Below are 19246 nucleotides of genomic sequence, written 5' to 3'. Positions count from 1 at the left end.
TCATGAAGCTGACCACCGTCATGCAGGTCTCCGTCGACGGCGTCATGCAGGCCAACGGCGGGACGCACCCCGACCTCGACCCCGGGTTCGACCGCGGCGGCTGGGCGCTGCCGCTGTTCGACGACGAGGCGCTCGGCTACGTCGACGAGCTGTGCGAGCGGGCCGGGGCGTTCCTGTTCGGCCGCCGCACCTACGAGTTCTTCGCCGGCACCTGGGGCGCCATCGACGAGATGGCGGACACCCGCATCGGGCGCGCGTTCAACACCCGGCCCAAGTACGTCGCGTCGACCACGCTCACCGACCCGGGCTGGGCGCCCGCCACCGTCGTCGGCGGTGCCGACGCCGTCCGGGAGCTGAAGGCCGCGCCGGGCGGCGAGCTGCAGGTGCACGGCAGCGGCGAGCTGGTCCGCCGGCTGCTCGCGGACGACCTCGTCGACGAGCTCATCCTGCTGGTCGCGCCGGTGGTCGTCGGCCGGGGCACCCGGCTGTTCCCGGACGACGGCCCGGACCACGCGCTCGAGCTGGTCGAGTCGCGCGCCTTCCCGAAGGGGTTCGTGCTCCAGGTCTACCGACCGGCCGGCCGTCCGCACTACGCCACCGCGTGACACAGGAGATGATGCCGGGATGAAGTACATGGTTTCCGTGATCGACGACCGCACCGGCTCGGCCACCGACGACGAGATGACGGCCATCCGCGCGTTCAACGAGCGGCTCCAGGCCGACGGCAACTGGGTGTTCGCCGCCGGCCTCGCGGCGCCCGAGGCGTCCACCGTCATCGACAACCGGGGCGGCGAGGCGCTGATCACCGACGGCCCGTTCCTGGAGACGAAGGAGTACTTCGCCGGCTTCTGGATCATGGCGGCGTCCGACCTCGACGTCGCCCTCCGGCTCGCCGCCGAGGGGTCGAGGGCCTGCAACCGCAGGGTCGAGGTGCGTCCGCTGCTGTGACCGGTGCCGACGTCCGCGCGGCGATCACCCGGGCGCACCACGAGGAGTGGGCGCGCGTGGTCGCCTCCGTGACCAAGCGCTTCGGCGACCTCGACGTCGCCGAGGAGGCCGCGGCCGAGGCGTTCGCGGCCGCCGTCGAGCGGTGGCCGTCCGACGGCGTTCCGCCCAACCCTGGCGCCTGGCTGACCACCACCGCCACCCGCCGCGCGATCGACCGGCTCCGGCGCGAGTCCAAGCGCGACGACAAGCAGAAGGAGGCACGGCTCGTGTTCGGTGACGACCCGCCCGTGCCGCTCGGCCCCATCGACGACGACCGGCTGCGGCTGATCTTCACCTGCTGCCACCCGGCGCTGGCGATGCAGACCCGGGTGGCGCTGACGCTGCGCATGGTCGGCGGCCTCACGGTGCCCGAGATCGCCCGCGCCTTCCTGGTGCAGGAGACCACCATGGGCCAGCGCATCAGCCGCGCGAAGGCCAAGATCAAGGCGGCCCGCATCCCGTACCGCGTGCCGTCCGCGGCGGACCTCCCGGCCCGCGTCTCCGGCGTGCTGGCCGTGCTCTACCTCGTCTACAACGAGGGCTACCTCGCCACCGGCCCGGACGCCGACCCGGTCCGGCACGACCTCACCGCCGAGGCGATCCGGCTTACCCGCCTGATCCGCGCCCTGCTGCCCGACGACGGCGAGGTGGCCGGCCTGCTGGCGCTGATGCTGCTCACCGAGGCCCGCCGCACGGCCCGGGTGTCGTCGGCCGGCGAACTGGTCTCCCTCGACGAGCAGGACCGCGGCACGTGGGACGCGGCGATGGTCGCCGAGGGCCATCGGCTGGTGCGCGAGCGGCTGGCCTCCGGGGTGGCGCCCGGGCGCTACCAGCTCCTCGCCGCGATCAGCGCCGTGCACACCTCCGCCCGCGACCTCGGCGACACCGACTGGTCGCAGATCCTGGCCCTCTACGACCAGCTCGCCGTCCTCGACCCGTCGCCGGTCGTCGCCCTCAACCGGGCCGTCGCCGTGGGCGAGCTCGACGGCCCCGCCGTCGCCCTGGCCACCGTCGACCGGCTCGGGGGTGATCTGGCCGGCTACCACGCCTTCCACGCCACCCGGGCCGAGCTGCTGCGCCGGCTCGGCCGCGACCGGGAAGCGCGGGCGGCCTACGACGAGGCGATCGCGCTGGCCGGCAACACCGCCGAGTCCGCCGCCCTGACCCGCCGCCGCGACCGGCTGGCATCGGGGTAGGAGTTCCGCCTCCGACCGGGAGCCCGGGTGGCGTCAGCGATCAGCCGGCCCGACCAGAGCCTCGACGCCATCGAGAAGGATGGCGAGCTTGCTACTGAACTGCTCGCGTGGGTCACGCGCGACAGCGGCGGCGAACTCGGCCCGGATCCGTTCGTCGTACAGGGTCAGCCACGGTTCGATCAGTTCGGCTCTGCGCATGCGGGTGCCGTTCACGATGCTGAACGTGTGCCGGCCGTCGCCCTCGGGCGGCGGGTCGTCGGCCCCGGACGGTGCGCTGAGGAATGCCTGTATCACGAGCTCGGCGTGCATGTCCTGGACCACGATGGCCTGACGGGCGCTGAACCCGAAGTCCAGCAGCGCTACGGCGGCATCGTTCGTCAGGGCGACCATGGCCCGCGACGTCGAGCGCAGACCGGACACCTCGGCGGCGAGACCGGGATGAGCGTCGTAGAGATCCCAGTACGACCACGCCAAGGCGGAGAGGTAGGAGCGCCAATCCCCGCCGGGCTCCGGCCAGTCGCCCGCTTCGACCGCGCGATCGATGGCGGCTGAGGCGAGCGCGTCCCGGCTGGCGAAGTAGCGGTAGAGCGTCGAGTGTGATGCTCCCAGCCGCTGGCCGACGGCGGACATGCTGAGCTTGGCGAAGCCGATCTCCAGTGCGGCCCGCACGATCGCGTCGCGGTCGACGAGCGGGGGCCGGCCCATGCGCCGTGCCGCCTTCGCGCCTGCCATCCGGATCTCCAGTTCCGACGCCCGATGGGCGCCAACGCTATCCCACGGGCGGAGCGCACGTGGCCTGCGTGGCCCGAGCCGAACCCGTCCCGCTGCCCGGCTCACGAGGCTCGCTCACTACTTTACGACATAGTGTTGTAAAGTCCCGGCCATGACGACACGTGAACAGAGTGATGCCCGGCCGGGCGGCCCACCAGGCGATCAGGCGGCCGATGCGGCCACGGCCCGGCGGCGGGCCTACACCCTGGCGATCGTCGTGACGGCTCAGTTCCTGATCGTGCTGGACGCGTCGGTCGTCAACATCGCCCTGCCGTCCGCACAGGCGGACCTCGGCATGGCCGACTCGCGAAAGCAGTGGGTGGTGACCGGCTACTCGCTGGCCTTCGGCGGACTGCTGATGCTGGGTGGCCGGGTCGCGGACGTCCGCGGGCGGCAGAAGACCTTCCTGGCGGGCCTGATCGGCTTCACGCTCGCCTCGGTCGTCGGCGGCCTCGCCGTGAACGAGGCGATGCTGCTGGCGGCCCGCGCGGCGCAGGGCGCTTCGGCGGCCTTCCTCGCCCCGGCCGGTCTGGCGATTCTCACCACTGCCTACACCGGCAGGGCGCGCGCCAAGGCGTTCGCGATCTTCGGCGTCGCGTCCGGCGCCGGCGGCATCTTCGGGATGGTGCTCGGCGGCGTGCTGACGTCGCTCGGATCGTGGCGATGGTGCCTGCTGATCAACCTCCCGGTCGGTCTCGTCCTTCTGATCCTGGCGCTTCGCCACCTCGAGGAGAGCACCGCGGAGCGGCCGACGAGGTATGACGTGCCCGGAGCGGTCACCGCCACCGCCGGTGTCGGCTCCGTCATCTACGCCATCTCGAACGTCGCCGCCGACGGCTGGCTGGCACCGGTCACGTTGGCCTTCCTCCTGGGCGGCGTCGCCCTGCTGGCGGTGTTCGTCGCTCTCCAGCACCGCTCGCCCGAGCCGATGATGCCGCTGGGCTTGCTCGCGCACCGAACCCGCGGCGGCGCGTTCCTGATCATCCTGCTCGTCAACGCCGTGGCCGCCACGTTCTATCTCCTGCTGACCTTCTATCTTCAGGGGGTCCAGGACCTCTCGGCGCTGCTCACCGGTCTGGCGTTCGTCCCGATCGGCGTCGGCATCCTCGTCGGCGCCGTCGCGGCCGGCCGGCTGATGCCGATCTGGCCGGCGCGAACCGTCATCGCCGTGGGCCTGGGCATCGCGGTCGCCGCGATGTCGCCGATGGCGTTCCTGCGGGCCGATTCCTCGTTCTGGTCGCTGATCCTGCCTGTGCAGGTGGCGCTCGGCGTCGGCTTCGGGATCGTGCTCACCGCCATCGTCAGCCTCGCGCTGCAGGGCGTGGCGCCGACGACGGCCGGCGTGGCCAGCGCCTTGACCAATGCCGTGCGAGAGATCGGCGGCGCGGTCGGGATCTCGGCGCTCAACGTGGTCGCCATCGCCGTCACCACGGCGTCGAACGACCCGAACCCCGCCGAGGCGTCGGCCGACGGTTACGCGGCGGCGTTCGCCGTCTGCGCCGGCCTGCTGGCCGTGGCGCTGGCCGTCGCGGTGATCAGCCTGCGCCCGGCGCAGTCAGTAGGGCGTGACGTCAGCCAGAGGTAGAACGTGCCGGCCGCAAGGCGGACATTCCTTGACGCGAATATTCACTTGGGTGAATACTTTGCTCATGGACGTGATCCTCTCCGCGCTGGCCGACGCGGCCCGCTGGCGGCTGGTGTGCCTGCTGGCCGAGCGGCCGCGCCCGGTGGGCGTCCTCGCCCAGCTCGCTGGGGCGCGCCAGCCGCAGACGACCAAGCACCTGCAGACCCTCGAGCGCGCCGGCATCGTCACCTCGCAGCGCAGCGGCCAGCGCCACATCTACGCGCTGCGCTCCGAGCCGCTCCGCGAGCTGGCCGCCGCGCTGGGGCGGGTCGCCGACACCGCCGATGGGAACGCCGGCTCGCGGGCCACCTTCGACCGCTACGGGCTCGATCTCGAGGCGGAACGGCTCGCCGCGGACGCGCCCGGGTGGGCCGACGGCCGCTCCTTCCGGTTCTCCCGGCGCCTGCCGGCGCCTCCCGGCCTCGTCTGGCGGCACCTCACCGAGCCGGCTCTGCTCGCCCGGTGGTGGACGCCCGAGGACCTGCGGGTGTCCGAGCTCGCCTTCGAGGCGCGGCCGGGTGCGCCGATCGTTCACGAGTACCTCGACGTCGAGGACACCGGCGGCTCCGACCCGGTCGCCGGACGCGCCGAGGGCGTCGTCGACGAGGTGCGCCCGGGTGAGCGCCTCAGCTACCGGCTCGCCCCGATGCTGCCCGACGGCCGGCGCGCCTTCACCGCGCACGTCGACTACGACCTGCGGCCCAGCGGCGCCGGCACCGAGCTCGACGTCGAGCTCCGCATCGCCGGCAGCACCGTCGAGTCCGCGGACTTCATCGCGGGCATCGAGCTCGGCTACGGCCAGAGCCTCGACAACCTCGTCGCCGCCCTCTCCGACCCCACCTCGAGGAGCATCGCATGAACCGCCGAGTCGTCACCAACATCGCCCTCTCGCTCGACGGCCACTACAGCGGGCCGGACCCGCAGGACATGGGCTGGGTGCTGCCCTACGCCGTCACCGACGTGGCCCGCGACCACCTGACCAGCCTCTGGGAGCCGGCCACCACGGCCGTCATGGGACGGGTCAACGCCGAGGGGTTCCTCGGCTTCTGGCCCACCGTCATCGGCGCCGCCGGCGCCGACCCGCGTGACGAGGCCTTCGCGACGTGGCTGGTCGAGACCGACAAGGTGGTCTTCTCCTCGACGCTCGGCGAGGCGCCGTGGGAGCGCACCACGATCGTCGACCGGTCGGCCGCCGAGGCGATCGCGGAGCTCGCCGCGACCGAGGGCGGCGACCTCCTCGTGCTCTCCAGCGCGAGCGTCATCAAGGCGCTGCTGGCGGCCGACGTGGTCGACCGGCTGGCGCTCACCCTGTTCCCGGTCTTCCTCGGCGGCGGGCCGCGGCTGTTCGACGACGGCCTGCCCGCCGCCGAGTGGGCGCTGGCGAGCGAAGCCAGGGGCGAGCACGGCATGCTGTCGCTCGTCTACGACCGCATCAGGCAAGGGTAGAACGTCCGTTCGAATCAGGGTAGCCTGGCGGCATGAGCGTTGCCTTCCAAGCCTCCCTGCTCGACACCGCCGCCGGTGCCACGCTCGGTACGCTCGGCGGCGCCGTCGAGCGCACCGTGCTCACCCAGGGCGCCTGGGTCGACGTCCGGCGGGGGTGGGTCGCCGGGTCCGACCAGCTGTTCACCGGGCTGGTCGAGTCGGTGCCGTGGCGGGCCGAGCGGCGCACCATGTACGAGCGGGTGGTCGACGTCCCTCGGCTGGTGCGCTTCTACGGCGACGCCGAGCCGCTGCCCGACCCCCTGCTCACCGACGCCCGCGAGGCGCTGAGCCGGCACTACGCCGCCGAGCTGGGCGAGCCGTTCACCACGGCCGGCATGTGCTTCTACCGCGACGGTCGCGACAGCGTCGCCTGGCACGGCGACACCATCGGGCGCAGCCGCACCGAGGACACCATGGTCGCCATCGTCTCGCTCGGCGCGCCGCGTGCCCTGCTGCTGCGCCAGCGCGGCGGCGGCAGCGCCACCCTCCGCTTCGCCGTCGGCCACGGCGACCTCCTGGTCATGGGCGGGTCCTGCCAGCGGACGTGGGAGCACGCGGTCCCGAAGACGGCGAAGCCGGTCGGCCCGCGCATCAGCGTCCAGTTCCGGCCCAGGGGAGTCCGCTAGTAGTACCCCGCGGCGCCACGGGTACTACGCTCCCGGCAACCACAGGGGAGAGGCGGGCTCATGCTGACGCGGGTCGCTGAGGGTGTGCAGGTCCACCAGAGCGCGTTGCTCGAGAACAACGCCGTCGTCGTGCAGGGCCGCGACGGCGTCCTGGTCGTCGACCCCGGCCTCACGGCCGGCGAGCTGACCTGCCTCGCGACCGACCTGTCCGAGGCGGGCCGGCCGGTGGTGGCCGGCTTCGCGACGCATCCCGACTGGGACCACGTGCTCTGGCACGCCGACCTCGGCGAAGCGCCCCGCTACGGCACCGCCCGCTGCGCGGCCGTCATGCGCGACGTGCTGTCGGACGCCGACTGGCGGGCCCGCGCCGCCGAGGGGCTGCCGCCCGAGATCGCCGACGAGGTGCCGCTCGACCTCTTCGGCCGCATCACCGGCCTGCCCGCCGGAACCACGCGGCTTCCGTGGGACGGCCCGCGGGTGCGGATCATCGAGCATCGAGGGCATGCCGAGGGCCACGCCGCGCTGCTGGTCGAGGAGCCCCGTGTGCTCGTCGCCGGCGACATGCTGTCCGACGTGCTGGTCCCGATGCTCGACGTCGGCGCCGCCACGGACCCGGTCGAGGACTACCTCGCCGCACTACGGCTGTTCGACGACGTGGCCGGCGACGTCGAGGTCGTCGTCCCGGGTCACGGGTCCGTCGGCGGGCCCGACCAGTTCCGCGCGCGCATCGACCTCGACCGCGCGTACGTGCACGCCCTGCGCGACGGCCGCGCACCCGTCGACCCTCGCATCGGCCCGTCGGCCAAGCCCGGCTGGGAGTGGGCGGTCGACGTGCACACCGGGCAACGCGACAGCCTCGCCCGGCGACGCGAGCGCGACGCGGCGCCCGAGTAGCCGCTCGTCAGGGCAGCGCGGGCTCGGCGAGAGCGGCCAGGGCGGCCGCGTGGTCGCAGGCCAGCGCCGGGTCGCCGCCGACGGCGGTGGCGTCGAGGCGGGACGTCGCGGTGACGGCGAGGCTGACGACGCAGCCGCCGGTGGTGCCGGTGAACGTCACGGCCTCGTGCGTGCCGACCGGCGGCAGCGGCTGGACGTCCGTCGCGACGATGTCGGCGGCGCCGAGGCCGTCGAACAGCTCGATCGACACGGTGAAGCTCTCGTCCAGCGTCGGGCCCTCGAGCCGGTGCCGGCAGACCCGCGCGTCGCCGACCTCCTTCGCCTCGCCGCCGGTCAGCCCGAGCGACGCCAGCCCGGCGGCGTCGACCATCGCGCACGGGTCCAGCGCGGCCAGCCCGGTGTCGTCACCGCCCGGCGACGGCGAGGCCGTCGGCTCGGGGTCGGACGGGGCCGCCGACGGCTCGCTGGTCGCCGCGGGCGCGTCGGCGGCCGGGTCGTCGTCGCCGCCGCAGCCGGTCAGCACGAGCAGGGCGACGACGGCGGCGGCAACTGGTATCCGTGGCACGGCGCACCATCCTGGCACGCGTCCCGGCCCGCCGCGCCCCGTTCACCACCACCCGCGCCGGGCCGCCTGGATCCCGGCCTGGAACCGGTTCGTCGCCTGCAACTGGTCGAACAGCCGCCGGGTGCGCCGTCGCATGGTGCGCGTCGACAGCCCGAGCTGGCGCGCGATGGCGTTGTCCGTGAGCCCCGCCGCCAGCAGCCGCACCAGCTGCCGGTCCTCGTCCGGCGCGTCCGGGTCGAACGCCGCGGGCGACGACGGCAGCGGCGTCGCCCGCGCCCAGTACACCTCGAACAGCTCCACCAGCGCGTCGAGCAGCGTCGACTCGCGGATCACCAGTCCCTGCGCGTGGCCCACCTCCATCGACAGCGGCAGTAGCGCGACCCGGCGGTCGGCGATGGCCAGCTTCATCGGCAGCCCGGGCAGGACGCGGCCCTGCTCGCCGCGGCGGGTGAGGTCGTCGATCTCGTCCATGGCGCCGGGCACCTCGAGCGCCTCCGGCGCGTAGATGGCCCGCCAGTGCACGCCGCTGTCGAGGCGCACCGGCTCGACCGGGTTGACGGCGGCCAGCACGTAGGGCGGGCGGTCCAGCACCATCATCTCCGAGCGCACCTGGTGCTGCAGCCGGACGAACCAGCGGCCCTGCTCCTCGGGCCCGTTGAGCAGCTCGACGGTGCTGCCGCCGCCGGCCTGGCGGCGGGCGGCGTGGAAGATCGACGACAGCGCGAGGGCGGAGCCGCGCACCTGGTCGAGCTCGCCGGCGCGCTCGCGGACCAGCGCGTCGAGCGCGGCCTCGGGGTCGACGGCGGTGTAGCGGCGGCGCCGTCCGGACATCCGGATGACCAGCCCGAGCGCACGCAGCCGCCCGCACGCGCGGTCGACCCGGCCCTCGGGCTGCCCGAGCTGCTGCGCCAGCGCCGCCGGCGTGGCGTCGACGCAGGTCAGAAGGGTGCGGTAGACCTCTTCGTCGAACGGGGCAAGGCCCACCGGGGCGAGCGAGGAGTCGTCGTCGGTCGTCATCGTCCCAATGTGGCCGGTATGTGCCACCGGCCGCAAGCGGCCAGCTACAGCCATTGATACACGGAGTCACAACCACTACGAATGTCGCAAACCGCGGAACCCCCGCCCGCGGTCTGACCTCGGGAGCATGATGATTGCTCGACGACTCCGCGCCGGATCCGGCGCCGCACTGGCCGTCGCCCTCGCCGCGGCCGGCCTGACCCCGTTCGCCACCGGCGCGGCCGCCGAGACCGACCCGGCGGCCGACACCCGCGTCATCGTCCTCATGGCCGGCCCCGGCGGCGAACCCGTCGCGCCCGCCGAACTCGCGGCCGCGAACGCCCAGACCGAGCGTGCCGCCGTCACCGCCCAGCGCACGATGCTGTCGGCGGCCGCGGACCAGGGCATCGACGCCGAGGTCGAGCACGAGTTCACCGGCCTGGTGCACGCCGTCGCGCTCACCGTCCCGGCCGACGACGTCGACGCGCTGCGGCAGCTGCCCGGCGTCGCCGACGTGGTACCGGACCAGCGGGTCCGGGCCAGCACCGACGTCAGCGTGCCGCTCGTCGGCGCCCCCGAGGTCTGGGAGCAGGAGGCGCCGGCCGGCGGGCCCGCCGACGGCACCGGCACCGTCGTCGCCGTCCTCGACTCCGGCGTCGACTACACCCACCCGTCGCTGGGCGGCGGGTTCGGCCCGGACCACAAGGTCGTCGCCGGCCACGACTTCGTCAACGGCGACGACGACCCGATGGACGACAACGGCCACGGCACCCACGTCGCCGGCATCATCGCCGGCACCGGCGACCCCGCCGCGGCGGTCACCGGCGTCGCACCCGGCGCGCAGCTCACCGCCTACAAGGTGATGAACGAGATCGGCGAGGGCTGGGAGTCCGACATCATCGCCGGCCTCGAGGCGGCCACCGACCCGGACAACCCCTACCGGGCCGACGTGGTGAACATGAGCCTCGGCGGCCCCGGCGACGGCACCGACCCGATCGGTCTCGCGTCCACCGCCGCCACCGAGGCCGGTGTCGTGGTGGTCGCGTCGTCCGGCAACTCCGGCCCCGGAGCCCACACCATGGGCAGCCCGGCGCTGGCCGACGGCGTACTGTCGGTCGGCGCGTCGGCGAGCGCGCTGGTGCTGCCGACGGCCCGGCTGGCCGCGCCCCGCCAGGAGCCGATCGCCACGTTCCGGGTGCCGTTCTCCGCGCCGGCGCCCGAGACACCCGTGGTCGCCGAGCTGGTCGACGTCGGCGACGGCTACGAGGAGGACTACGACCGCGTCGGCGACGTCAGCGGCAAGGTGGTCGCCTACCGGCAGAACCTGCCGGCCCAGATCACCGACGTCGCGCCGTGGATGATCGAGCAGGCCCGGCTGGCCGAGGAGCGCGGCGCCGTCGCGCTGCTCGCCTACATCGACAACTTCGGCGGCCCGGTGCTGATGGGCGAGGACCCCGGCGCGCCGTCCGCGCTCGACGGCGGCGCCGAGCCCGGCGTCGTCGACGTCCCGCTGCCGAGCAACGCGATCTCCGGCGACGACTTCCGGCTCGACGAGCTGGTCGTCATGAGCCTGCTCGAGTCGCAGTGGGACGTGCTGAAGCGCGACCTCGGCGCCGGGCCGGTGCAGATCGAGATCTCCGGTGAGGACGTCACCGACCAGGTGCTCGGGTTCAGCTCGCGCGGCCCGTCGCCGGACTACTCGATCGAGCCCGACCTCGTGGCGCCCGGCTTCGAGATCATGTCGGCGATCCCGACCCAGTGGTGGGCGCCCGGCCAGTACCGGCTCTCCGGCACCAGCATGGCCGCCCCGCACGTCGCCGGCGCCGCGGCGCTGGTGCGCCAGCTGCGCCCCGACGAACCCGTCGCCGACGTGAACGCCCGGCTCACCGGGTCGGCGGCGCCGGTCGAGGCCGGCCCGACGATCTCCGGCGCGGGACGGCTCGACGTCGCCGCCGCGGCGGCCGCGGACCTGATCGCGTCGCCCGCCTCGGTGTCGCTCGGCCTGGCCGACCTCACCACGCCGGTCATCGGCGGCAGCGGCACGACCACCCTGCGCAACACGTCCGACGCCGACGTCACGGTCGCGCTGGCGGCCCAGGCGGCGCCGGGCAGCGCCGGCACGGTCACCGTCACGCCGGCCGAGGCGACCATCCCGGCCGGCGGCGAGCTCGCGGTCGAGGTCACGGTGTCCGCGGACCGGCCCGAGCAGGACGCCGACCTGTCCGGCTGGATCGTCGCCACCGCCGGCGACGAGGAGGTCCGGGTGCCGTACCTGCTGGCCGCGCGGAGCCTCGTCGTGCAGACCTCGCCCGACCCGAGCGACGGCACGTCGGAGGCCTTCATCTGGACGCCCGGCCCGCTCGGCGAGCCGCCGACGGTGACGGTGACGCCGCCGCGCGGCCGTCCGGTCACCGTCCAGGTCGAGCACGACCACGGCAGCTGGTACCGCGCCGCCCTCACCGGCCCGAAGGTGGGCGCCTACGCCGTCGACGTCTCGGCGACCACGCAGGACGGCGTCGGGCTGATCGGCTCGGCGACGTTCGAGGTGGTCGCGCCGGTGGGCAACTCGAACAGCCCGGCCGCCTGGCAGCCGATCGGGCCGAACTCCGGCGCCGGCCCCATCGCGACGACCCCGGCCGACCCGGACGTCGCCGCCATCACCCAGTACCTGAAGGCCGGGCCGTGGACCACCGACGACGGCGGCGAGTCCTGGCGCCAGCACAACCGGCTGCCCGTCGCCGGCGGCACCGGCAACGGCAACCTCGTCGTGGCCGCCGACGACCCGGACGTCATGTGGTACGCGGTCAACGGCTCGACCGGCGGGTTCCTCGACACCACCGCCGACCCCGCCTACCGCGGCCGCATCCTGCGCACCGAGGACGGCGGCGAGACGTGGCGCCAGCTCGACGTCCCGGACGTCTCCACGATCGCACTGGTCAGCGACCCGCAGACGCAGGTCCTGGTGGCCGTCACCGCCGACGCCCTGCTGGTCAGCCGCGACCGCGGCGACACCTGGGTCAGCCACCCCAACCTCGCCGGCAGCGAACTGACCGGCGCCGCCGTCTCCGGCGACGACCTGTTCGTCGCGAACCTCCGCGGCGTCTGGGCGGTCCGCGGGCTGATCGCCGGCGACCCGACCGGCACGGAGCAGATCTACACGCCGAAGGAGGGCTTCGTCGAGGGCATCGCCGCCGACGACGACCTGCTCGCGCTGCTGGTCGACGACGTCGTCGTCGGCTCGCACGACGGCGGCCGCGACTGGGACGTCAACTACCCGATCCCGGACGGCGGCGCGCTCGACATCGTGATCAGCGACGACGTGCTCATGGTCACCACGTACCGGCCGGTGCAGCACGTCAGCCGTGACGGCGGGCAGACCTGGGCCGAACTGCCGCAGCCGGTGGCCGGCGCCGTCGAGGACGACGTCGTGCCGTGGGGCGACGGCCTGCTGTGGTCGTCGCCGGGCGCGGGCCTGTTCGCCGTCGACGAGGACGGCGAGAACCCGGAGCGCCTCGGCGTCCAGGCGGCGACGCCGTACGACCTGGAGATCGTCGGCGGCGACACGCTGCTGGCCGGCACCGACTACGACGTGTACACCACCGGCCTGCCGAACCGGCCGAAGCTGCCGGCCGGCGGCACCGAGTGGGGGCTGTCGGGGTACGAGGCCTACATCGGCACCCGGGTGGCGCAGCTCGCCGCCGACCCGCAGGACCCGGAGACGGTGTGGAAGATCCGCAAGGACGCGCTGTCGCAGTTCTGGGTCTACCGCAGCACCGACGGCGGCCAGGAGTGGGAGCACCTCGCCCGCACCAACGAGGTCCCGTTCGACCTCGCCGTCTCGCCGGCCGACAGCGGCCGCGTCGTGATCCCGTTCTGGAGCCTCGGCGGCGTCGGCGTGTACGTCACCGACGACGACGGCCAGAGCTGGCGCAAGCAGTTCCACAGCGAGATGTTCACCACCGTCGCGATGGACCCGGACGACCCGGACGGCCTCTGGCTGGGCAGCGCGTCCGGCCTGTACCGCTCCGACGACTTCGGGCGGACGGTGCGCAAGGTCGCCGACGGCCAGGTGACCTCCGTCGCGGTGGACGGTGAGCGGGTCGTCGCCGGCAGCGCGGCCATCCAGGTCAGCGACGACGGTGGCGAGACGTTCCGCACCGCCGACACCGGCGGGGTGCCGATGTCGGTCGCCGACCTGATCGTGTCGCCGGCCGACTCGGACACCTGGTACGCGGCGACCACGTCGTTCTCCGCGAACGGCCTGGTCAAGGGCGGCCGCGGCGTCCTTCGCAGCAGCGACGGCGGGCAGACCTGGGTGAACGTGTCCCAGGGCCTGCAGAACCTCGCGGTCGTGTCGCTGGAGATCAGCCCGGACGGGCGCTGGCTCTACGCCGGCACCCAGCTGGGCGGGGTGCACCGGATCCGCACCCGGTAGGCCGCAGCGCGCGACGAGTGGGACGACGCGGAGTCAGCCGTCGTCCCACTCGTCGCGCAGTTCCTTGCGCAGCACGTCGACCTGCACCATCAGCGCACCGAGCAGTTCCTCGCGGTTCAGCCGGTTGGTGGTGCGGTACGACCACGCGGGCCGCCCGTCGGCGTCGAGGACCTTGATCAGCACGAACGCCTCGATGGCCGTCTCGCCCTGCGCGAGCGGGTGCACCTCGAGGCCGCTGAGCACCTGAGCGACCGGCACGCGCTCGTCGCCGATCGAATCGGGGTCGCTGTCCATGGAGCACATCCAAGCACCCGCGCCCGGCGCGCCGGGCGCGCGGTCTTCACCGACGAGTCGACCCAGGTCCGACTCCGCGTCACATCAGCCGGAGAACACGGCCGCCGCCGTCCGTGCCGCCGTCCGCCAGCGCGCGGACGTCGTCGAGATCGACGTCCAGCGCACCCGGGACGACCGGCCGTCCTACCGGGTGTCCGACTTCACCTGGGCCGAGCTGCGCACCCTCGACGCCGGTTCGTGGTTCGACGAGAGCTTCGCCGGTGCGCCGATCATCACCGTCCGGGACGTCATCCGGCTGCTCCGCGGGCGGACCGGCCTGCTGGCCGAGATCAGCCGACGACGCGCTGGAGGAGGGCCGGCTCGGCGTGCAGTCGTTCGTGGTGGCCGACGCGCGCGCGTTCCAGGCCGCGCTGCCGGAGGTGCCGATCGGCCTGCTCGACGTCGGCCGGCCCACCGAGGCGGAGCTGCTGGGGATCATCACCGACTTCCCGCAGTCGCTCACCGGGCGCGGCTGAGGCCGTCTAAGGGGCCGGCTCAGGGACCACCCCGAGATGTCCCTGAGTCAGCCCTGAAACCACCCTTGAACTGCTGTTTCATCGTCAGTGATGGTCGTAACGTGACCGCCATGATCACAGCGGAACGGCTGACGAAACGCTACGGAGACAAGACCGCGGTCGACGCGATCGACTTCACGGTCCGGCCCGGCGCGGTCACCGGCTTCCTGGGCCCGAACGGCGCCGGGAAATCCACGACTATGCGCATGGTGATGGGCCTCGACCACCCGTCCGGCGGCCGCGTCACCGTGAACGGCCGCGCCTACCGCGACCTCCCCGCGCCGCTGCACGAGGTCGGCGCGCTGCTGGAGGCGAAGGCGATCCACGGCGGCCGCACGGCCTACAACCACCTGCTGTGGCTGGCGAAGACCAACGGCATTCCGCGCCGCCGCGTCGACGAGGTCATCGGCATGGTCGGGCTCGAGGCCGTCGCGCGCAAGCGCTCCGGCGGGTTCTCGCTCGGCATGGGCCAGCGGCTCGGCATCGCCGCCGCGCTGCTCGGCGACCCCGGCGTGCTGCTGTTCGACGAGCCGGTCAACGGCCTCGACCCGGAGGGCATCCGGTGGATCCGCACCCTCATCCGGTCGCTGGCCGCCGAGGGCCGGACGGTGTTCGTCTCCAGCCACCTCATGTCGGAGATGGCGCTGACCGCCGACCACCTGCTGGTCATCGGGCGCGGCGCCATCCTCGCCGACACCGACATGTCCGACTTCATCGCCCGCAACTCCGCCGCCCACGTCCGGGTCCGGTCGCCGCAGGGCGGCGCGCTGGCCGAGGCGCTGCGCGAGCGGGGCTGGGGCATCCGCCGCGACGACGACGGCGCGCTGCTCGTCGACGGCGCCACGCCCGAGCAGATCGGCGACGTCGCCGGCTCGCGCGGGCTGTACCTGCACGAGCTGAGCGCGGTCAGCGCCTCGCTCGAGGAGGCGTTCATGCGCCTCACCGCCGACAGCGTCGAGTACCACGCCCGCACCGACCAGCCCGTCCCCGCCGGAGTGTGACCACCATGAGCACGTCCTCGACCCTGACCCCGCCGGCGTCGCCGCCGGCCCACCGCGCCGACGTCGGCCGGCCCCGGCTCACGTTCGGCCGCATCCTCGACGCCGAGTGGACGAAGATCCGCACCGTCCGCTCCACCGTCTGGACGCTCGCCTCGCTGGTCGTCCTCGGCGTCGGCCTGACGGCGCTGATCTGCTGGGGCGTCGCCGGTGAGCTCGCCGACGACAGCGCCGGCGAGCCGATCGGCGCGTTCGTCACCTGGGGCCTGATGTTCGGCCAGATCGCCGCGCTCGTGCTGGGCATCCTGGTGGCGACCGCCGAGTACTCCAGCGGCATGATCCGCACCACGCTCGCCGCGGCGCCGCGCCGGTGGTCGGTGCTGGCCGCCAAGACGACGGTGCTCGCCGGGCTGCTGCTGGTGCTCGGAGCCATCACGTCGACCCTCGCGATCCTGGCCGGCAACTTCTTCCTCGACCGCGAGGGCATCGGGCTCACGCTCAGCGACCCCGAGGTGCTGCGGACGATGGCCGGCGGCGGTCTCTACCTCGCCGTGCTGGGCGTGTTCGGCCTGGGCCTCGGCCTGCTGCTGCGCCACACCGCCGGGGCGGTCACGGTCGGCATCGCGCTGATCTTCGTCGTCGGCAACCTGGTCGGCCTCATCCCCGGCGCCGCCGGCGAGTGGCTGACGAAGCTGATGCCGGGCAACGCCGGCACGACGATGGCCACCGTCGAGTCCTTCAACCCCGACCTGCTGGGGCCGTGGACCGGCATCGGGGTGTTCGCCGGCGAGGCGGCGCTGCTGCTGCTGATCTCGGGCTGGCTGTTCTCCAGGCGCGACGCCTGACAGTGCTGTCTGAAAACGGCGTGCGCGGCGGCGGTCGCGTCGGTTTGAATACCGGCGTGACCGCCTTCCGCCTGCCCACGAAACTCGCCGAGTTCGCCGCCGGCGGTCAGGAGCCGCGGCTCACGGAATGGGCGGCGACACTGCCGTCGGTCGTGCCGGCGGTGGTGGCGCGGTGGGAGTTGAACGTCGACGAGGCGTACGAGCCGGGCGGGCAGTGCTCGTGGGTGGCGCCGGCCACCACGGCCGCCGGCGACGCCGTCGTCCTCAAAGTCGGCTTCCGGCACGCCGAGGCCGAGCACGAGGCCGCCGGCCTGCGGTTCTGGGACGGCGACGGCGCCGTGCGGGTGCATGCCGACGACACGTTCGACGACACCAGCGCACTGCTGCTGGAGCGGGCCGAGCCGGGCACGCCGCTGGCGCGGGCGATGCCGCCGCTCGAGCAGGACGTCGTGCTGGCCGGGCTGCTGCGCCGGCTCTGGCGCCGTCCGCCCGAGGGGCATCCGTTCCGCTCGCTGGCGTCGATGTGCGAGTTCTGGGCCCGCGACTTCGACCAGCGGGCCGGGTCGGCGCCGCCCGCGTTCGACCGCGGCCTGCTCCGCGAGGGCGTCACGCTCTACCGCGAACTGCCGCTCGGCAGCGACGACGACGTCCTGCTCTGCACCGACCTGCACCCCGAGAACATCGTTGCGGCGCAGCGAGAGCCGTGGCTGGTCATCGACCCCAAGCCGTACGTCGGCGACCGCACCTACGACGCCACGCAGCACATGTTCAACATGGACCGCCTGATGGCCGACCCCGGCGCGCTGTCCGACCGCATGGCCGGCCTGCTCGACCTCGACCCCGAGCGGCTGCGGCTCTGGCTGTTCGCCCGCTGCGCCCAGGAGGCGCCCGAGTGGCACGACCTCTACGACGTCGCGGTGAAGCTCGCCCCCTAGACCCTCAACGCGTCCGGGAAGCCGGTCCAGCGCAGCTCGTCGGGCAGGTGCCGGGTGTCGTTGTGCACCAGGACCGACGGCGCGCGCTCGGGCGCGTAGCGGATCACCGTCAGCGCCGCGTTGCCCTGGTTGACCGTCAGCCACCGCCACGGCGCCGCGTCGAGGGCGTGCCGGAGCAGCCAGCCGATCGTGAACGCGTGCGTCACCACCAGTTCGTGCCGCTCGGCGTCGCCGTCCGCGGTCCCGGTGAACCGCCGGACCGCCTCGGCCGCGAGCTCCGCGCCCCCGTCGTCGTCGAACTGGTCGACGAAGCCCTGGTAGGCCGCGGGGACGTCGTCGCGGTGCGGCACGTAGTCGCCGGCCGCCGCCGTCTGCACCGGCTCGGTCCCGAGGGCCGCGGCGACGATGCGCGCGGTCTCGGCCGCACGGGGGAGCGGCCCGTGCCAGACCGCGTCGAACCAGCGCCCGCCGTCGCGCAGGCGCTGCCCGAGCAGTTCGGCCTGCCGCCGGCCCGCGGCGCTCAGCCCGGTGTCGTCGGGCGCGGCCTCGGCGTGGCGGGCGAGGTACAGGTAGCGGGTGGCGGTCATGCGCTCCTCATCAGCTCGGCGACGGCGTCGAGCACGGCCGGCCAGGCGCTCGACTCGGGGTCGATGAGCCCGAAGTGCTCGACGCCGTCCAGTTCTCTCAGCGTCGCGCCCGTGCCGGCCGCGGCAGCATAGCGGCGGCTGAGCTCCGGCGGCACCTGCCGGTCGGCGGTGCCGTGCAGCAGCCTGACGGGTCGCCCGGGCGGCGCCAGTGCCAGCGGGTCCGCGACGGAGTACCGTTCCGGCCGCTCGTCCGGCCCGCCGCCGAGCAGCTCGTCCGCGGCGCCGCCGTCCAGCCGCAGCTCGAACGCCGCGCGCAGGTCGAGCACCCCGGCCAGCGACACCACCCCGGCCGGGTGCGCCTCGGGCACGGGCGGCGCCCAGCGGGCACCGGCCGGCAGCCGTCCCCGCGACGCCGCCCACACGGCGAGGTGGGCGCCCGCGGAGTGCCCCACGTGCACGACCCGGCCCGGACGCACCGCCGTGACCTCGCCCGCCAGCCGCGGCGCCGCGTCCAGCGCCGCCGCCGCGTCGTCGAACGTCGCCGGCCAGCCGCCGCCCGCGCCCGTCCGCCGGTACTCGACCGCCGCCACCGCGTACCCCGCCGCGACGAACCCGGCGCACTCGGGCCACGCGTGCCGCCGGTCGTACTCCGCCCGCCAGAACCCGCCGTGCACCACGACGACCAGCGGCCGTGGCCCGTCGCCGTCCGCCGGCCACACGTCGATCACCTGGTCGGGCAGGGCGCCGTAGGCCACCGTCCACCGCGGCGGGGGAGCGGCCCGCGTCAGCACCTCGCGCGGGTCACGCACGCGCCGCCCCGCCCAGGTCGCGGCGCATGACCCACCGCGGCCGCCGGGCGCTGGTCGCGTCCGTCGCGGCGACGCGGGCGAACCCGGCCCGCTCGAACATCCCCGTCGTGCCGACGTAGGCCAGCGAGGTGCTGAGCCGCGCCCCGCCGGTCTCGACCGGGTAGCCCTCCAGGGCGGGCGCGCCGTGCGCCGCCGCGAACGCGACCGCCTCGTGCAGCAGCTCCTCCGCCAGCCCGCGCCGCCGGTAGCCCGTCCGTACCACGAAGCACACGACCGACCACACCGGGAGGTCGTCGACCGGCCGGATCGTCGTCGAGCGGACCAGCCGCGCCATCGCCGTCCGCGGCCCGACGTCGCACCAGCCGGCCGGTTCGCCGTCGACGTAGGCGAGCAGGCCGGGCGGCAGGGGGCCGGCGACCAGCTCGTGCAGCCGGTCCTCGCGGTCCGGGCCGGGCAGCCGCCCGAACTCGCCCGACGGCAGCCGCCAGGCCAGGCACCAGCAGGCGTCGGCGCCCTCGCCGCGCGGTGCGAGCAGGACGCGCAGATCGTCCCAGCGATCCGCCGTCGCGGGGTGGATCCGGACGTCGTCGGCCATACGGGCAGTCTGGCGCATGCCACGGGGGAGGGCAGCGCGTTAGGCTTGCG

General features: G+C 74.2%; 20 protein-coding genes and 1 pseudogene. 14 read left to right on the top strand and 7 right to left on the bottom strand.

Annotation, left to right across the window (positions count from 1 at the left end; translation table 11 throughout):
• Nucleotides 1-2: 2 nt before the first annotated feature.
• From BLV02_RS00380 to BLV02_RS00370, 3 genes are read left to right on the top strand one after another with little or no spacing between them, the layout of a single operon-like run.
• Nucleotides 3-605, top strand: a complete 603-nt coding sequence (locus BLV02_RS00380; protein WP_069113965.1) for a dihydrofolate reductase family protein — start codon at nt 3-5, stop codon at nt 603-605.
• Between the two features lie 19 nt (nt 606-624).
• Complete coding sequence (locus BLV02_RS00375) at nt 625-948, top strand: YciI family protein (protein WP_069113964.1); 324 nt, start codon at nt 625-627, stop codon at nt 946-948.
• On the top strand, nt 945-2183 hold the full coding sequence (locus BLV02_RS00370) for an RNA polymerase sigma factor (protein WP_069113963.1): 1239 nt from the start codon (nt 945-947) through the stop codon (nt 2181-2183). The genes BLV02_RS00375 and BLV02_RS00370 overlap by 4 nt, the downstream gene beginning before the upstream one ends.
• 33 nt (nt 2184-2216) lie before the next feature.
• Here BLV02_RS00370 and BLV02_RS00365 read toward each other — a convergent pair whose 3' ends face one another.
• Nucleotides 2217-2915, bottom strand: a complete 699-nt coding sequence (locus tag BLV02_RS00365) for a TetR/AcrR family transcriptional regulator (RefSeq protein ID WP_069113962.1) — start codon at nt 2913-2915, stop codon at nt 2217-2219.
• Nucleotides 2916-3066: 151 nt separating this feature from the next.
• Here BLV02_RS00365 and BLV02_RS00360 point away from each other — a divergent pair, with 151 nt between their 5' ends.
• The 5 genes from BLV02_RS00360 (at nt 3067) to BLV02_RS00340 (ending at nt 7583) form a co-directional block, all read left to right on the top strand.
• Nucleotides 3067-4539 (top strand): MFS transporter, encoded by a 1473-nt coding sequence (locus BLV02_RS00360; protein WP_069113961.1) that lies wholly within the window; start codon nt 3067-3069, stop codon nt 4537-4539.
• A 64-nt stretch (nt 4540-4603) separates the two neighbouring features.
• Nucleotides 4604-5437, top strand: coding sequence for a metalloregulator ArsR/SmtB family transcription factor (locus BLV02_RS00355; protein WP_069113960.1), 834 nt, complete (start codon nt 4604-4606; stop codon nt 5435-5437).
• The gene (locus BLV02_RS00350; protein ID WP_069113959.1) at nt 5434-6024 is read left to right on the top strand and encodes a dihydrofolate reductase family protein; all 591 of its coding nucleotides are present in this window, start codon (nt 5434-5436) and stop codon (nt 6022-6024) included. Before BLV02_RS00355 ends, BLV02_RS00350 begins: the two co-directional genes overlap by 4 nt.
• Nucleotides 6025-6056: 32 nt before the next feature.
• Nucleotides 6057-6689: an alpha-ketoglutarate-dependent dioxygenase AlkB gene (locus BLV02_RS00345; protein ID WP_069113958.1), complete on the top strand. Its 633-nt coding sequence runs from the start codon at nt 6057-6059 to the stop codon at nt 6687-6689.
• A 60-nt stretch (nt 6690-6749) separates the two neighbouring features.
• Nucleotides 6750-7583, top strand: a complete 834-nt coding sequence (locus BLV02_RS00340; protein WP_069113957.1) for an MBL fold metallo-hydrolase — start codon at nt 6750-6752, stop codon at nt 7581-7583.
• A gap of 7 nt (nt 7584-7590) precedes the next feature.
• On the opposite strand, the gene BLV02_RS00335 is transcribed toward BLV02_RS00340, so the two are convergent.
• Both BLV02_RS00335 and BLV02_RS00330 read right to left on the bottom strand, forming a co-directional pair.
• Nucleotides 7591-8148, bottom strand: coding sequence for a DUF3558 family protein (locus tag BLV02_RS00335; RefSeq protein ID WP_171906849.1), 558 nt, complete (start codon nt 8146-8148; stop codon nt 7591-7593).
• Between the two features lie 42 nt (nt 8149-8190).
• Nucleotides 8191-9165 carry a helix-turn-helix domain-containing protein gene (locus BLV02_RS00330; RefSeq protein WP_069113955.1) on the bottom strand — a complete coding sequence of 325 codons (975 nt, stop codon included), beginning with the start codon at nt 9163-9165 and terminating at the stop codon, nt 8191-8193.
• Nucleotides 9166-9292: 127 nt separating this feature from the next.
• Between BLV02_RS00330 and BLV02_RS37915 the strand changes: the two genes are divergently transcribed.
• Nucleotides 9293-13579, top strand: a complete 4287-nt coding sequence (locus BLV02_RS37915) for a S8 family serine peptidase (protein ID WP_069113954.1) — start codon at nt 9293-9295, stop codon at nt 13577-13579.
• A 33-nt stretch (nt 13580-13612) separates the two neighbouring features.
• Here BLV02_RS37915 and BLV02_RS00320 read toward each other — a convergent pair whose 3' ends face one another.
• The gene (locus BLV02_RS00320) at nt 13613-13873 is read right to left on the bottom strand and encodes a hypothetical protein (RefSeq protein WP_069113953.1); all 261 of its coding nucleotides are present in this window, start codon (nt 13871-13873) and stop codon (nt 13613-13615) included.
• On the opposite strand from BLV02_RS00320, the pseudogene BLV02_RS38165 reads away from it, so the two are divergent.
• From BLV02_RS38165 to BLV02_RS00300, 5 genes and pseudogenes are all read left to right on the top strand, one after another.
• A pseudogene (locus BLV02_RS38165) lies at nt 13872-14111 on the top strand (glycerophosphodiester phosphodiesterase family protein); the annotation flags it as partial. The gene BLV02_RS00320 and the pseudogene BLV02_RS38165 overlap by 2 nt on opposite strands.
• Before the next feature lie 127 nt (nt 14112-14238).
• Nucleotides 14239-14388, top strand: a complete 150-nt coding sequence (locus tag BLV02_RS37425; protein WP_245737687.1) for a hypothetical protein — start codon at nt 14239-14241, stop codon at nt 14386-14388.
• A gap of 110 nt (nt 14389-14498) precedes the next feature.
• Nucleotides 14499-15428: an ATP-binding cassette domain-containing protein gene (locus BLV02_RS37420; RefSeq protein WP_069114054.1), complete on the top strand. Its 930-nt coding sequence runs from the start codon at nt 14499-14501 to the stop codon at nt 15426-15428.
• A 5-nt stretch (nt 15429-15433) separates the two neighbouring features.
• Nucleotides 15434-16270, top strand: coding sequence for an ABC transporter permease subunit (locus BLV02_RS00305; protein ID WP_069114053.1), 837 nt, complete (start codon nt 15434-15436; stop codon nt 16268-16270).
• Between the two features lie 56 nt (nt 16271-16326).
• The gene (locus BLV02_RS00300; RefSeq protein WP_069113952.1) at nt 16327-17205 is read left to right on the top strand and encodes an aminoglycoside phosphotransferase family protein; all 879 of its coding nucleotides are present in this window, start codon (nt 16327-16329) and stop codon (nt 17203-17205) included.
• On the opposite strand, the gene BLV02_RS00295 is transcribed toward BLV02_RS00300, so the two are convergent.
• From BLV02_RS00295 to BLV02_RS00285, 3 genes are read right to left on the bottom strand one after another with little or no spacing between them, the layout of a single operon-like run.
• Entirely contained in the window at nt 17202-17792 is a 591-nt protein-coding gene (locus BLV02_RS00295) for a histidine phosphatase family protein (protein ID WP_069113951.1), read from the bottom strand. The two genes, BLV02_RS00300 and BLV02_RS00295, sit on opposite strands and share 4 nt — an antisense overlap.
• Entirely contained in the window at nt 17789-18601 is an 813-nt protein-coding gene (locus BLV02_RS00290; RefSeq protein ID WP_069113950.1) for an alpha/beta hydrolase, read from the bottom strand. Before BLV02_RS00290 ends, BLV02_RS00295 begins: the two co-directional genes overlap by 4 nt.
• Nucleotides 18594-19196 (bottom strand): GNAT family N-acetyltransferase, encoded by a 603-nt coding sequence (locus BLV02_RS00285; RefSeq protein ID WP_069113949.1) that lies wholly within the window; start codon nt 19194-19196, stop codon nt 18594-18596. The genes BLV02_RS00290 and BLV02_RS00285 overlap by 8 nt, the downstream gene beginning before the upstream one ends.
• Nucleotides 19197-19246: the final 50 nt, after the last annotated feature.

Origin of the sequence: Jiangella alba, from assembly GCF_900106035.1 — a bacterium.
In the GTDB taxonomy this organism is placed as follows: domain Bacteria; phylum Actinomycetota; class Actinomycetes; order Jiangellales; family Jiangellaceae; genus Jiangella; species Jiangella alba.
Note: the sequence above shows the minus strand (reverse complement) of the source record. Positions and strands in the feature narration are given on the sequence as shown.

Excerpts from the sequence above, each read along its gene's own strand:
- BLV02_RS00380 (WP_069113965.1), top strand. The coding sequence starts at position 3 with ATGAAGCTGACCACCGTCATGCAGGTCTCCGTCGACGGCGTCATGCAG.
- BLV02_RS00375 (WP_069113964.1), top strand. The coding sequence starts at position 625 with ATGAAGTACATGGTTTCCGTGATCGACGACCGCACCGGCTCGGCCACC.
- BLV02_RS00365 (WP_069113962.1), bottom strand. The coding sequence starts at position 2,915 with ATGGCAGGCGCGAAGGCGGCACGGCGCATGGGCCGGCCCCCGCTCGTC.
- BLV02_RS00360 (WP_069113961.1), top strand. The coding sequence starts at position 3,067 with ATGACGACACGTGAACAGAGTGATGCCCGGCCGGGCGGCCCACCAGGC.
- BLV02_RS00355 (WP_069113960.1), top strand. The coding sequence starts at position 4,604 with ATGGACGTGATCCTCTCCGCGCTGGCCGACGCGGCCCGCTGGCGGCTG.
- BLV02_RS00350 (WP_069113959.1), top strand. The coding sequence starts at position 5,434 with ATGAACCGCCGAGTCGTCACCAACATCGCCCTCTCGCTCGACGGCCAC.
- BLV02_RS00345 (WP_069113958.1), top strand. The coding sequence starts at position 6,057 with ATGAGCGTTGCCTTCCAAGCCTCCCTGCTCGACACCGCCGCCGGTGCC.
- BLV02_RS00340 (WP_069113957.1), top strand. The coding sequence starts at position 6,750 with ATGCTGACGCGGGTCGCTGAGGGTGTGCAGGTCCACCAGAGCGCGTTG.
- BLV02_RS00330 (WP_069113955.1), bottom strand. The coding sequence starts at position 9,165 with ATGACGACCGACGACGACTCCTCGCTCGCCCCGGTGGGCCTTGCCCCG.
- BLV02_RS37915 (WP_069113954.1), top strand. The coding sequence starts at position 9,293 with ATGATGATTGCTCGACGACTCCGCGCCGGATCCGGCGCCGCACTGGCC.
- BLV02_RS00320 (WP_069113953.1), bottom strand. The coding sequence starts at position 13,873 with ATGGACAGCGACCCCGATTCGATCGGCGACGAGCGCGTGCCGGTCGCT.
- BLV02_RS37420 (WP_069114054.1), top strand. The coding sequence starts at position 14,499 with ATGATCACAGCGGAACGGCTGACGAAACGCTACGGAGACAAGACCGCG.
- BLV02_RS00305 (WP_069114053.1), top strand. The coding sequence starts at position 15,434 with ATGAGCACGTCCTCGACCCTGACCCCGCCGGCGTCGCCGCCGGCCCAC.
- BLV02_RS00295 (WP_069113951.1), bottom strand. The coding sequence starts at position 17,792 with ATGACCGCCACCCGCTACCTGTACCTCGCCCGCCACGCCGAGGCCGCG.
- BLV02_RS00285 (WP_069113949.1), bottom strand. The coding sequence starts at position 19,196 with ATGGCCGACGACGTCCGGATCCACCCCGCGACGGCGGATCGCTGGGAC.